This window comes from Bacillus sp. FSL K6-2861 (assembly GCF_038630725.1).
GTDB lineage: Bacteria > Bacillota > Bacilli > Bacillales > Bacillaceae > Bacillus > Bacillus velezensis.
In genome coordinates this window covers 796,226-809,312 of sequence record NZ_CP152037.1, presented here as the reverse complement: position 1 = coordinate 809,312, position 13,087 = coordinate 796,226, and the positions used below count along the sequence as shown (strand labels likewise).

Here is a 13,087-nt window from a genome sequence, read left to right as displayed (position 1 = left end):
GCAGCCTTTTTTATCTTATACCCACTTTACAACGTCTTTTGAGGCAGATCTTGTTTTCGGGCGCGGTTCTCTGACACGGTAGCCGAATGCGGCCATAACAGAGATGTCGAAACTTCCGTTTTCCAGAAGCCCTTCTTCTTCAAGAATCCGGTGAATTTCTTTGTAGTTGAAGCCTTCTACAGGGCAGGAGTCGATTCCGATCTGCGCAGCGGCTGTCATCATATTGCCGAGAGCGATGTATGTCTGTTTGGATGCCCAGTCAAACAGCGCGCGATCTGATTCAAGCAGATTGAAATCATTTTTCTGAAAGTCTTCCGTTTTGCTGATATAGCCTTCATACATATCTTCCGGCATTTTTTTGACTTCCCGCAAGTGGTTTTTGACATAGTCGGCGTCAAAACGGATATCCTTTGCCGTCCGGGCAAGCAGAAGTACGAAATGGCTTGCGGTCGGCAGCTGCTTTTGCGCGCCCCATGTGAACTCGCGGAGTTTTTCACGAAGCTCCGGATTTTGAACGACGACAAATTTCCAAGGCTCCAAACCGAGTGAGCTTGGGGATAATCTTCCCGTTTCTAAAATGAATTCAAAATCGCTTTCTGAAATTTTTTTCTCAGGATCAAATTCCTTTGTGGCGTGTCTGAATTGATACGCTTCGATGATCTGCTGTTTTTTATCTGACATTCATGATCTCTCCTTTTCAATCGTTATGTACTATTGTAGCCATTATTTTTGAAAGTACCAGTACGCACATTTTTGTTGGATAGTATTCATTTTGATACTGACAAAAAAACGGGCTGCCGCGGCAGTCCGTTTTTATTTTTCTCTTCTCGCAAAGTCGACGAAACGGAATTTATCGAGCCTGTGCCGGCTTTCCGTGTACTGAAAGAGGCTGGTATCGTCCAAAAAGACGCGGTTTTTCACGACCGCCATATGGCTGAATCCGCCGAGATCCAAATACTTCCGGTCCTCTTCCCCCGCCGGCTCCACGACAATTTCCTTTTGCGCGTAGCTGATGGACAGGCCGAGCTCTCCTTCGAGATACTCATAGATCGAATCTTCACAAATCGCCTTCGTCAATAGAGGCACATGTTTTTTTACAAAGTAATCCTTGTCCAAAATAATTTGTTCTCCGTCAATCCGTCTTGATCTGACGACTTCCCACACCTTTTCATCCGCTTCTGTACCAAGCTCTTTTGCGGCTTCTGAGGGAGGCAGGATCAGCCCGAGACGGTGAACCGTCGTTCTCGTCTCTTTTCCGAGCGTTTCCGAAAGCTCTTTGAAGCTGATCAGGCCTGAGACGGGAAAACGCATTTTTTCTCTGTCTAATATGACGGAGCCTTTGCCTTTGATTTTCTGGATGTAGCCGTTTTGCGCCAGCATATTGAGCGCTTTGCGGACGGTTTCTCGTGATGTGCCGTATTGATCGCACAAATCATTTTCAGACGGAAGAACGTCTTCAGCCTTCCGCTGGCCGCTTTCGATCTGCCGCACCATATCTTTATAGATTGTGATGTATTTATTCACTTTCATTTGACCACCCAGATTAGTGTATCACGCTTTTGTCAGATGATAAACGATCGATTCATACGGACGGAGCGTCAATCGTTCCGGCCGCCCTTCCCTCGGTTCATCATTCGTCAGCAGCACCGTAAACCGCCAGCCGTCCGTGTCTTTAAGCGGAACCGTAAAGTCCGCTTCTTTCCCGTAGAAGTTGTTGATGCACAGCAGTTTTTCATCCTTGCCGTGTCTGACGTACGCCAGAACCGCCGGATCGTCTTCAGCAAGCAGCTCAAACGTTCCTTCAGTCACGATGTCATATTCCTTTCTGAGCATGATGAGCTTCTGATAATGATAGAAAATTGAATCCGGGTCCCGCAAAGCCGCTTCCGCGTTAACGTCCCGATAATCATCCGCCGCCGGAATCCAAGGCGTGCCTGTCGTGAAACCGCCGTGCGGCCCGCTGTTCCACTGAATGGGGGTTCTTGCATTGTCTCTTGATTTCTCTTTTAAAATGGCGATAATGTCTTTTTCGGGCACGCCTTCTTCCTTCATCTTTTTGTAAATATTCAATGATTCGACATCGCGGTATGAGCCGATGTCATCGAATTTCGGATTGCCCATGCCGATCTCTTCACCTTGATAAATGTAAGGCGTGCCCTGCATCATATGAATGGCCGCCGCCAGCATTTTGGCTGATTTCGTCCGGTATACGCCGTCGTCTCCGTATCTGGATACGGCCCGCGGCTGGTCATGGTTGCACCAGAATAATGCGTTCCAGCCTCCGCCTTTTTGTATCTCCGTCTGCCAAAACGCTAAAATCCGTTTCAGCTTCAGAAAATCAAACGGAGCGAGCGCCCATTTTTCACCATTCGGATAATCCACTTTTAAATGGTGAAAGTTAAAAGTCATATCGAGTTCTTTATTCTCAGGGTTTGTGTACCGGATGCAGTGGTCAGCCGTTGTCGAGGACATTTCACCGACCGTCATACTGTCATATTTCGAAAACACTTCCCGGTTCATCTCATGGAGAAATTCGTGCACGCGCGGCCCGTCCGTATAATAAGGGCGCCCGTCACGCCCATCCTCGGCATCAGGAAACGATTGGTCTTTAGAAATGAGGTTGATCACATCCAGCCGGAAACCGTCGATTCCTTTTCGGAACCAAAAATGCATCATGTCGTAAACCTGTTTTCTCATCTCTTCATTTTCCCAGTTCAAATCGGCCTGCGACACATCAAATAAATGCAGATAGTGCTGGCCTGACGCCGGGTCGAGCTCCCAAGCGGAACCGCCGAATTTTGATTCCCAGTTGTTCGGCGCCCGGCCGTCTTCCTTTCCACCTTTCCAAATGTAAAAATCCCGATACGGACTGTCGGGTGACGAGACCGCTTCTTTGAACCACCGATGCTCGACTGATGTATGGTTGACGACAAGATCCATAACGACCTTGATTCCTCTTTTGTGCGCTTCATCGAGAAGGCGTTCAAAATCCTCCATCGTTCCGTATTCTTCATAAACGGTGCAGTAATCGCGAATGTCATAACCGTTGTCATTCTGCGGCGAATCGTAAATCGGCGTAAGCCAAATGACATCAATCAAAAGCTTCTGCAAATAATCAAGCTTCTCGATAATACCGTTCAGATCACCGATCCCGTTTCCCGTCGTATCATTAAAGCTCTTCGGATAAATTTGATATACCGCTGCCTTTTTCCACCATGGTGTGCTGTCTGTTTTCATTTTTCTTCACCGCCTGTAATGTTTTGAATTGAAAGGGAAAAGGGACAGCCTGATAGAAGGCGCCCCGCAGGTTTATTATTTTTGCCGTTTCAGCCGCGCATACCCGTATGTTCCCGCAAACGGGAGAATCAGCACGATCAGCATTCCGATCGCAAACGGACCCCAGTACCGGCTCATAATGGAGAAGATCCCCGGCACGCCGCCGACTCCGACCGAGCTTGCGAGAACGCCTTTGACGGAGATGAACATCCCCGCGATTCCCGAACTGATCATGGCGATCACAAACGGAAATTTGTAACGCAGATTCACTCCGAAAATCGCCGGCTCGGTAATGCCCAAATATGCGGAAATGCCGGCCGTCAGTGAAAGCCCCCGCTGTTTTTTATCTTTTGTAATCAGCATCATGGCCAAAGCCGCCGATCCTTGAGCGATATTTGACAATGCGAGCATCGGCCATAAAAATGTGCCGCCGAGCTTTGATCCGATTAATTGAAGATCGACCGCCAGAAACGTATGATGCATCCCCGTGATTACAAGCGCCGAATACAGCCCTCCGTACAGCAGGCCTCCGATGGCGGAGAATTGGCCGAAAACGGCAATCAATCCCGCCGTCAGCGCGTTACCGATCGCAAAGGTAATCGGACCGATGATGACAAAGGATAGAAAACCGATGACCAAAAGCGTCACCGGCGCGACGACCAACAGCTGAATGCCCTCCGGCGTCCGTTTCGTCAAAAAGAGCTCAAGCCTGGCAAGTAAATAAGACGCCAGCAGAATCGGGAGCACCTGACCTTGATATCCGACTTTCTGCACCTCAAGGCCGAACAGGTTCCACACCGGAATATCGCCGCTCTGCTCGGCGGCCCCGTAGCCCCATGCGTTTAACAGATCAGGATGCACCAGCATCAGCCCGAGCACGATGCCCAAGAGCGGGCTTCCTCCGAACCGCTTCACTGCCGACCAGCCGATTAAAGCCGGCAGAAAAGCGAAGGCCGTCCCCGCGATCAGATTAATCATATTGGCGAGATCCGCCCATTGCGGATACACTTGGACAATCGATTTCGTGCTGTAGAAAATACCTTCCGCCGTTAAGATGTTGTTCAGACCCATTAACAGCCCGGCCGTGACGATCGCCGGCAAGAGCGGAATAAAGATGTCCGCAAGCGTTTTCACAGCACGCTGTAAAGGATTCATGTTTTGCGCCGCCGCCTTCTTCACGTCATCCTTGGACGCTTCGCCAATCCCCGTTTCCTTCACTAATTCCGCATATACTTTGTTGACCGTCCCCTGCCCGATCACGACTTGAAACTGCCCGTTTACCGCAAAAGATCCTTTGACAATGTCTATTGCATCAAGCATTTTTTGGTTTACTTTGGTTTCATCTATTAATGCAAACCGCAAACGCGTCACACAATGAGTCGCCGCCTCAATATTTTCGATTCCGCCGACAGCTTCAGCGATCTGCCGCGCAGCCCGGTTAAACTCACCCATGCCAACCCCTCCGTAATCGTTTTCATTTTGTCTTACAAACTTGTATATACATGTTTATGACTCTATTGTAATGATGTATATACATGTCGTCAATCTATTTTTATAGCGCTTTCATCACAAATATACTGCGAAAGACCCTGAAACAAAAAAGGCCCCGCCGGAACCGGGCCTTGACTTCTTGTTTTATCGGGAACATGTCCGGGCGGAATTCACAACAGGAGCACAAAAAGCATACAGTACTGTACAACTAAGTTAAAGAGGTGTGAAGAGATGCCATCCACTGTTATCAACCTGTACTATTTGAAGATTAACAGTATTTCTGGCAACGGATCTATTACGATTGGGGAAGCGGCATACAACAGTCCCACCACAAATAACAAATCACAAGGACTGAACTCTTCATTCGGCGATACGTCACCTATAGAATCGATGATGGAGAACTTGTTAAATGATCCTGATGTCAACGACCAGACAGAAATAGGAACCGCAGATACCGCAAATGTTATGCCGGTACCGCCGACTATAGATTAAAGGGGTTTTTATGAATGCCTTACCAAATTAACGTCGTCAATATAAAAGTAAACGGAGCAACGCAAAACGGAAACGTCGATATCGGTCAGACCGTGCAAAACAGCCACACCGCCAACAGCAAATTTGTCGGCGCGAACTTTTCTTTAGGGGATTTTTCGCCGGCCGCCGGATGTTTGAATTCGGGCCATCTTGACCCTGACGTGAGCGATCAGGATCAGATCGCCAACCCGTCAATGCCGATCGCAAATCAAATATAGGGAGGTTCTGCCGAAGTGGATATCGAAAAAATGAGAAAGTGGCTTGAGATTACGAACGAGCACAAGCCCAGCGACTTTTGGACCAATGTCCTGAAACGGAAATCTCCCGAAGATTTTTTCTCCTTACAAAAAAACACCCTGACTTATGATATTTATCAGGATGAACAGCACACATTTGTCATTGTGGAAATGCCCGGCGTTTACGAAGAAGAATTGACATTGAGGCTGCTGTCAAGAACACGGCTGCATATAAGAGGAAACATCACACCCCTTTTTCCAAAGAACATGGGCGTCTGCCAAAACCGGTATTACGGGGAAATCGATGAGACGATTGAGCTTCCTGAACCGGCTGAGCCCCACCTGTTACAGGCGCAGTGCGTAAACGGCCTGCTCCACATTTCCTACCCGCGCCTTATGGAGCACATTCCTTTTCAGAAAAAAATCTAAAGAGCCGGCTTACGGGCGGCCCAGCCGTCTGTACACTTTCTCCTTATAATGAGAAGATGCGGGTTTTGAGAACATGGCTTTCTCCTCCGTCAGTTTGTCGAGTCTGACTTGTTTTTCCGTCCGTTTGTTCCGCAAGTGATCCCGCTCCTGTTCATTGCGGCACTTGGCGATCAAATAATCGAGCGTCATCAGCTCTTTCTTCAGCGCGCCCTCATCCTCGGCGATCCCGGCGTTTTTTAATATGCGGTAGCCCATTCTGAGCGACTCCGGAAGATGTGCGGCATCGTCTTTCGGCAGGGGCTTTCCCATTCCGTTGATGCCGGCGAACTCTCCATCCTTAATGGCGCGCTTGATTTTATATTCAGCCACGATATGGGCGATATCCATCACTGTTCACCTCCTTTTTTCAATAGAACCGGGTATGATTAAAGGGAAACACAAAGCCCAGTTTGTGCCATTTATATGTTTTAAAGCTGTCATTCAACAGATCAACCCCCGTTGCGACAGCGTTTTTCGCCCTTTTTCCGATGAGCCTTTTCCACCTTTTCTATTTGCTGGTTTCATGGTATATTGATTACGTTCGTTTTTTCTATCGTTCCGTGTAAACCGTGATCGGAAAAAAGGAGTGTAACAATGAAAACATTTATAAAAGAAAGAGGACTTGCCTTCTTCTTGATAGCGGTCGTGTTATTGTGGGTGAAAACATATGTCGCTTATATTTTAAACTTTAACCTCGGCATAGACAACACGATCCAGAAAATATTGCTTTTTGTGAATCCGCTGAGCTCCAGCTTGTTCTTTCTTGGACTTGGGCTTCTTTTCAAGAAAAAATTACAGCAGACAGCCATTATTGTGATTCATTTTTTATTGTCTTTTTTGCTTTTTGCAAACATCGTCTATTATAGATTCTTTAATGATTTCATTACCATCCCGGTCATGATGCAGGCAAAGACAAACGGCGGCCAGCTCGGAGACAGCGCGTTCTCGTTAATGAGATGGACAGACGCCTTCTACTTCCTGGATACCGTCATTTTGATTATTTTGGCCCTTAAGATGAGAAAACCGGCTGAAAAACCGGCGAAGAAATCATTCAGAATCGTTTTGGCTTCCGCCGTGCTTATGTTCCTGATCAACCTCGCCGTCGCGGAATCCGACCGTCCCGAGCTTTTGACACGCTCATTTGACCGTAACTATCTGGTGAAATACTTGGGCACGTACAACTTTACGATTTACGATGCCGTGCAGAATGTGAAATCAAACAGCCAGCGCGCGCTTGCCGATTCAAGCGATGTAACGGATGTGGAAAACTATATGAAGGCCAACTATGACGTGCCGAATAACGTCTACTTCGGAAAAGCCGAAGGAAAAAACGTCATCTATGTCTCATTAGAGTCTCTGCAGTCCTTTATCATTGATTACAAAATTAACGGCAAGGAAGTGACGCCGTTTTTAAACAAACTGGCGCACGATAATCAAACATTCTACTTTGATAACTTTTTCCACCAAACGGGACAAGGTAAAACATCTGATGCGGAATTTATGATGGAGAACTCTCTGTACCCGCTTTCGCAAGGTTCGGTTTTCGTCAATAAAGCGCAAAACACGCTGCAGTCCGTTCCTGCGATCTTAAAAGGCAAAAAGTACACGTCTGCCGCTTTCCACGGAAATACGCAGACTTTCTGGAACCGTAACGAAATGTACAAAGCGGAAGGCATCGATAAGTTTTTCGATTCCGCTTATTATGACATGAGCGAAGAAAACACGAAAAACTACGGCATGAAAGACAAACCGTATTTCAAAGAATCCATGCCGCTCTTAAAGAGCCTGCCGCAGCCGTTCTATACGAAGTTCATTACGCTGTCCAACCACTTCCCGTTCGGAATGGATAAAGAAGACACGGACTTCCCGGCGGGAGACTTTGGCGATTCAGTCGTCAATAACTACTTCCAGTCCGCGAACTATCTGGATGAATCAATTGAACAGTTCTTTCATGACCTGAAAAAAGACGGCCTGTACGATAAGTCGATTATCGTGATGTACGGAGACCACTACGGCATCTCCGAAAACCATAATAAAGCGATGGCGAAAGTGCTCGGCAAAGATGAGATCACTGAATACGACAATGCCCAGCTTCAGCGGGTGCCGCTCTTTATCCACGCTCCCGGCGTGAAAGGCGGCCGCAATCACAAATTTGCCGGTGAAGTCGATGTCGCGCCGACCGTTCTTCATCTGCTCGGCGTCGATACGAAAGATTATCTCATGTCAGGTTCAGATATCTTATCGAAAGAACACAGAGAAGTCATTCCGTTCCGTAACGGAGACTTCATCTCGCCGAACTATACGAAAGTGTCCGGCAAGTATTACGATACAAAAACCGGAAGACTTTTAGATGATTCAGAAGTCGACAAAAAAGAAGACTCTCTCGTCAAGACTGAGCTTGAAATGTCTGATAAGATCATCAACGGCGATCTGCTTCGTTTCTATCAGCCGAAAGGCTTTAAGAAAGTGGACCCTTCACAATTCGATTATACGAAGCGTGAAGATTCCTCAGCAGACGATCAAAAAGAATAAACAAAAGCCAGATCATATCAATGATCTGGCTTTTTATGTTCAGCTCCCGGCGGCGGCCATAGAGCGCTTTTGCAGGCTGTCGGAAAGAACTGAATAAGCGACGACTTTCTTTTTCTGCTGTTTGACGACATCTACATGATCTCCGTAGCTGTATACAAACACCGTCACATCTTTTTTTCCTTTTCTCGTCTTAATGACAAGCGGATCGGCTCCGTTTTGCGGATGAAGATAACGCTCTTCATCCCCTGGGTATATATAATGCCGTTCGATAAACACGGCTTCGTTAAAATCATCAATCACCCCGCGTTTGTCTTCGCCTTCCAGACGTTTTCCGCCGAGGGAAACGGCAGCGGACGCGTCACTGAGCTTTGAATGGGTTTCAAACTTGCGGAGGATCCATTCCACCGCTCCGGTAGGAAGGCATGTCAGCACAATCTTAATCAGGCTTATGACAACAATTGAAACAACTGCAATCCATGTCACCTTACATCATCTCCATACTTGTTCTACATGAATCTTAACATAGAAGAAAACGTTGTTTTTTGTACATTATGTGAAACTTGATATATGTTCAAAAAAAATCCGGATCACCTAGGTGATCCGGATTTTTCAAGTCTGCTTCTGGTCGTCACGGCGGACGGCTTCTCTCAGCTCTTCCGCGACAAATTCGACGTTCGGCCCGATAATGACCTGCGCCGTTTTATTCCCCGTTTTGATAACCCCTTTTGCTCCCGCTTTTTTAAGCGCCGCCTCATTAATGAGAGACGTATCCTGCACGGTCAGCCTGAGGCGGGTCGCACAGTGATCAATCGTTTCGAGGTTTTGCCTGCCGCCGAGCCCCTTGAGCATGGCATGTTCTTCGACGGAACCGGCCGTATCTTCACTAAGCACTTCTTCCTCTTCCTCATCATCTTCCCGTCCCGGCGTTTTCAAGTTTAACGTTTTGATGAGCATATAGAAGACGACAAAATAGATCACCGCATAACAAAGCCCGACAACGAGCAGCAATAGCGGTTTTTCGGCAATGCCGTAGCTGAGGAGATAATCGATCGCCCCCGCCGAGAATGAAAAACCTGACCTGATTCCGAGAACATTCACGATAAATAAAGAGAACCCGGTTAATATAGCATGAACCCCGTACAAAAGCGGTGATAAAAACATAAATGCAAATTCAATCGGCTCTGTAATTCCGGTAATAAATGCCGTCAGCGCGAGACCGATCATCATTCCGGCCGTCGCTTTGCGCTTACTTGGCTTAGCCGTGGCAATCATTGCCAGACATGCGGCCGGAAGCCCGAACATCATAATCGGGAAGAATCCCGTCATATAAGTTCCCGCCGTCGGATCCTTCGCAAAGAAGCGGGCCAGATCTCCCGTTTTTCCGTGAAAATCGCCAAACTGGAACCAAAAAATATTATTCAGCACATGATGAAGACCGAATGGAATCAAAAGCCTGTTAAAAATCCCGTAAATCCCGGCGCCGATTCCGCCAAGCCCGATCATCCATTCCCCGAAAGACGTAATCACCGACTGAATCGGCGGCCACACAAATCCGAAGATCCCCGCCAAAATAATGGTAATCAGCGCCGTTACAATCGGAACGAGCCTGCGCCCGCTGAAAAACCCGAGATATTCGGGCAGCTTCGTATCCTTAAAGCGATTATACGTGTATCCCGCAATTAACCCGGCGATAATCCCTCCGAAAACGGCCATATTATTTGTCGAATTGATTGATTTTACAGCCGCGTCCAGCATGATATAAGAAATTGCTCCCGACAGAGCGGCGGCCCCGTTGCTGTCTTTCGAAATCCCGATCGCGATTCCGATCGCGAAAATCAGCGGCAGATGATCAAATACCGCGGTCCCCGCCGCGTAAATGAACGGAATATTTAATAAGTCCTCTCTGCCGATGGCCAAAATAATACCAACGGCGGGCAGAACGGCAATCGGAAGCATAAATGATTTTCCGAGTTTTTGCAAAAATTGAAGCATTTTACCCATCCCCCTTCTTTTTTCTTAAATATACCACATAAGTTATCTAGTGATCTATACCAATTTTCCTTCATTTATTCACATAAGGCTTGTTGGTTTTCTATTTATAAACCAGTTGTGGTAAGCTTGAATCAGATGATTAAAAATAGAAAGCGGGAATGACAATGATTGTAACGAACGATCAAGAATTAGAAGGCCTTAAAAAAATCGGCAGAATCGTCGCGCTGGCGCGTGAAGAAATGAAGAAAAAAGCCGAGCCCGGCATGAGCACGAAAGATCTTGACCTGATCGGAAAGGCTGTGCTTGACGAGCACGGAGCCGCTTCCGCTCCGGAGAAGGAATACGATTTCCCGGGCGTGACATGCATCAGCGTAAATGACGAAGTCGCTCACGGCATTCCGAGCGCCTCTAAAATCTTAAAAGCCGGGGATCTTGTAAATATCGATATTTCGGCGGAGTTCGGCGGTTTTTATTCCGATACGGGAATTTCATTTGTGCTCGGAGAAGGCGATGAACGTCTGCAAAAGCTTTGTAACTGCGCAGCATCCGCATTTCAGAAAGGATTGGATCAGGCAAAAGCCGGCAAACGCCAAAACCAGATCGGCAGAGCCGTCTACCATGAAGCCCGCTCCAACGGATTTACCGTTATTAAAACGCTGACGGGCCACGGAATCGGCAGAAACCTCCATGAAGCGCCGAACCACATCATGAATTACTACGATCCGTTTGATAACGCGCTGTTTAAAAACGGAACCGTGATCGCGCTTGAGCCGTTTATTTCCACGAAAGCGGAAACGATTGTTGAAGCGGGAGACGGCTGGACGTTTAAAACGCCGGATAAAAGCCTTGTCGCCCAAGTGGAACACACCATCGTGATCACAAAAGACAAACCGATTATTTTAACTGCATTGTAATGTTTCATCTCCCTTCCAAACAGGTATACAACAACTAACCCGAAGGAGGGAGACGCATGAAAAAAGATAAAGAAAAAATCAAAATCGAAAACGAAATACACGCCATGCACGGCGTAACGAAACAGCAGATTTTAGAGGATTTCGAGGAATTTAAGGCGTACCTTCATCAGAAAATTTCCGCCGGAAAAAAACTGGGTCTGGATGACAGCAAAATCATCAAAAGCGCCGCCATCCTCGGGGACTATCTCGCCAAACACGAGGAGCCCCGCAATGCGGAAGAAAAACTCTTACAAGAACTGTGGGACATTGCGGATGACAATGAAAAACAGCATTTGGCCCAGCTTCTCGTCAAACTTGCCGGACACTGATACAGTGCCCGGCTTTTTTATGCTCCGTTATAAGAGTTGTGCTACACTGGACATATGTCTGTGAAAGGAGCCATTTTTCAACATGTGGTTTATTATCTTCGGGTTTATTTTCTTTATTGAAAGCATCATTCTCACCGTTTACGGAGTGAAGAAAAAGAAGGGGATGCTGATTTATTTCGGCGTCGTTTTCGGAATCATGACACTCGGAACGGTGCTGTTAAAATTAACCGGCCATTAAGCATGAAAAGACCGCCCTTTACATATATATGTAAGAAAGCTTTACATCTCTGAATCGAAAGTCTCAGTTTTTGCATTATCCCTTTTCAGCGTCTTTTTATAGATGTTACAATGCCAAAAGTTTGGCAAAAGCTGAAGAAACCTCCCCAGCGGGAGAACGGAGAAAGGAGTTTTCTGACATGCATTATGGCAGTAAAGGCTGGTATGTAGAAGAGTTAAAGAAAAAAGGAATTACCCACTATGAAGGAAGAAAGCTTCAAAGCTTCAAAAAGTACTTCCTTGCCAATCTGCTGGAAACAAAAAAACAAGCATAACGTAAATCAGCCGTGCTGTCAGTGCAGCACGGCTTTTTTTCTATACATTAGTGAGCCTGTCTCTTTTTTTAAGGAAGGACTCCCTCCAGCTTTCTGACAGCGCTTCTTCCCGCAGTATTTCTTCAATCGCTGACAGATTGCCGGAATCACGATATTTCACTTCATTCGCATACCAGACGGAAATGCTTTCTTTTCCTCTCGACAGACGCTTGAGGACGGGACGCGGATCGACATATCCTTCTTCAAGCACCCTGAAATAAAAGCCGGTAAATCCCGTCTGCTGTACACGGAGCACCATATCTTTGATGCCATATTTGAGCGCGAGTTTGACGCAGGGCTGGCGCGGCTGGCTTACTTGAACGACGGCTTCCCCCAGCTGAAAGACGTCTCCGATCCACACGTCTTGTTCGGCCAGTCCTTTGACCGTTACATTCTCCCCGAACGCGGCGGCGGGAAGTTTTCTTGCGAGCGTTGTTTCCCAATATGAATAATGCTCGGCGGGATACACGCACACCGCTTTATCGGGACCTCCGTGATGCTTCAGATCAGCCTGCCCGTCCCCGTCAAAATGGGTTTTATACAGCATGACGGGAGAATCTGCGGGCCGCTTTATGATGCCGGAATTGATTTGTCTGCCGGCAAATTCATGAATTGCGGGCTTTCCGAGATTGATAGATAAGACAGAATAGTCTTGCGTCACCTCGTTCACATCCTTTGCGAAATCTCAT

16 protein-coding genes are annotated in these 13,087 nt (G+C 47.1%); 8 read left to right on the top strand and 8 right to left on the bottom strand.

The genetic code is table 11. From position 1 onward, the window contains the following. Positions 1–15: 15 nt before the first annotated feature. From NYE62_RS03950 to treP, 4 genes are all read right to left on the bottom strand, one after another. The gene (locus NYE62_RS03950) at positions 16–681 is read right to left on the bottom strand and encodes an NAD(P)H-dependent oxidoreductase (RefSeq protein ID WP_003155588.1); all 666 of its coding nucleotides are present in this window, start codon (positions 679–681) and stop codon (positions 16–18) included. A gap of 132 nt (positions 682–813) precedes the next feature. Next, positions 814–1,530, bottom strand: a complete 717-nt coding sequence (gene treR, locus NYE62_RS03945) for a trehalose operon repressor (RefSeq protein WP_053573584.1) — start codon at positions 1,528–1,530, stop codon at positions 814–816. A gap of 21 nt (positions 1,531–1,551) precedes the next feature. Further along, complete coding sequence (gene treC, locus NYE62_RS03940; protein WP_199022419.1) at positions 1,552–3,237, bottom strand: alpha,alpha-phosphotrehalase; 1,686 nt, start codon at positions 3,235–3,237, stop codon at positions 1,552–1,554. A 75-nt stretch (positions 3,238–3,312) separates the two neighbouring features. After that, positions 3,313–4,728, bottom strand: coding sequence for a PTS system trehalose-specific EIIBC component (gene treP, locus NYE62_RS03935; protein ID WP_199022418.1), 1,416 nt, complete (start codon positions 4,726–4,728; stop codon positions 3,313–3,315). A 270-nt stretch (positions 4,729–4,998) separates the two neighbouring features. On the opposite strand from treP, the gene NYE62_RS03930 reads away from it, so the two are divergent. From NYE62_RS03930 to NYE62_RS03920, 3 genes are read left to right on the top strand one after another with little or no spacing between them, the layout of a single operon-like run. Beyond that, positions 4,999–5,259, top strand: a complete 261-nt coding sequence (locus NYE62_RS03930) for a spore germination protein (protein ID WP_014417185.1) — start codon at positions 4,999–5,001, stop codon at positions 5,257–5,259. A 14-nt stretch (positions 5,260–5,273) separates the two neighbouring features. Beyond that, the gene (locus tag NYE62_RS03925) at positions 5,274–5,516 is read left to right on the top strand and encodes a spore germination protein (protein WP_003155595.1); all 243 of its coding nucleotides are present in this window, start codon (positions 5,274–5,276) and stop codon (positions 5,514–5,516) included. Between the two features lie 15 nt (positions 5,517–5,531). Beyond that, on the top strand, positions 5,532–5,963 hold the full coding sequence (locus tag NYE62_RS03920) for an Hsp20/alpha crystallin family protein (RefSeq protein ID WP_003155596.1): 432 nt from the start codon (positions 5,532–5,534) through the stop codon (positions 5,961–5,963). A 9-nt stretch (positions 5,964–5,972) separates the two neighbouring features. Here the strand turns inward: NYE62_RS03920 and NYE62_RS03915 are convergent, their stop codons facing one another. Then, positions 5,973–6,350, bottom strand: coding sequence for a DUF1992 domain-containing protein (locus NYE62_RS03915; protein WP_335390462.1), 378 nt, complete (start codon positions 6,348–6,350; stop codon positions 5,973–5,975). 246 nt (positions 6,351–6,596) lie between these two features. Here NYE62_RS03915 and NYE62_RS03910 point away from each other — a divergent pair, with 246 nt between their 5' ends. Next, positions 6,597–8,534: an LTA synthase family protein gene (locus NYE62_RS03910; protein WP_062623279.1), complete on the top strand. Its 1,938-nt coding sequence runs from the start codon at positions 6,597–6,599 to the stop codon at positions 8,532–8,534. A gap of 39 nt (positions 8,535–8,573) precedes the next feature. Here the strand turns inward: NYE62_RS03910 and NYE62_RS03905 are convergent, their stop codons facing one another. Both NYE62_RS03905 and nagE read right to left on the bottom strand, forming a co-directional pair. Then, the gene (locus NYE62_RS03905; protein WP_342497255.1) at positions 8,574–9,017 is read right to left on the bottom strand and encodes a YfmQ family protein; all 444 of its coding nucleotides are present in this window, start codon (positions 9,015–9,017) and stop codon (positions 8,574–8,576) included. 126 nt (positions 9,018–9,143) lie between these two features. Further along, positions 9,144–10,526, bottom strand: coding sequence for an N-acetylglucosamine-specific PTS transporter subunit IIBC (gene nagE, locus NYE62_RS03900; RefSeq protein ID WP_062623277.1), 1,383 nt, complete (start codon positions 10,524–10,526; stop codon positions 9,144–9,146). A 164-nt stretch (positions 10,527–10,690) separates the two neighbouring features. On the opposite strand from nagE, the gene map reads away from it, so the two are divergent. From map to NYE62_RS03880, 4 genes are all read left to right on the top strand, one after another. Further along, the gene (gene map, locus NYE62_RS03895; RefSeq protein WP_007408490.1) at positions 10,691–11,440 is read left to right on the top strand and encodes a type I methionyl aminopeptidase; all 750 of its coding nucleotides are present in this window, start codon (positions 10,691–10,693) and stop codon (positions 11,438–11,440) included. A 56-nt stretch (positions 11,441–11,496) separates the two neighbouring features. Continuing rightward, a complete protein-coding gene (locus tag NYE62_RS03890; RefSeq protein ID WP_003155607.1) occupies positions 11,497–11,808 on the top strand; it encodes a DUF3243 domain-containing protein in 312 nt (103 codons plus the stop codon). An 82-nt stretch (positions 11,809–11,890) separates the two neighbouring features. Continuing rightward, positions 11,891–12,046, top strand: coding sequence for a hypothetical protein (locus NYE62_RS03885; RefSeq protein WP_003155608.1), 156 nt, complete (start codon positions 11,891–11,893; stop codon positions 12,044–12,046). Between the two features lie 178 nt (positions 12,047–12,224). After that, positions 12,225–12,359 carry a YflJ family protein gene (locus NYE62_RS03880; RefSeq protein ID WP_003155609.1) on the top strand — a complete coding sequence of 45 codons (135 nt, stop codon included), beginning with the start codon at positions 12,225–12,227 and terminating at the stop codon, positions 12,357–12,359. 40 nt (positions 12,360–12,399) lie between these two features. On the opposite strand, the gene NYE62_RS03875 is transcribed toward NYE62_RS03880, so the two are convergent. After that, on the bottom strand, positions 12,400–13,059 hold the full coding sequence (locus NYE62_RS03875; protein ID WP_015239385.1) for an MOSC domain-containing protein: 660 nt from the start codon (positions 13,057–13,059) through the stop codon (positions 12,400–12,402). Between the last annotated feature and the right edge of the window lie 28 nt (positions 13,060–13,087).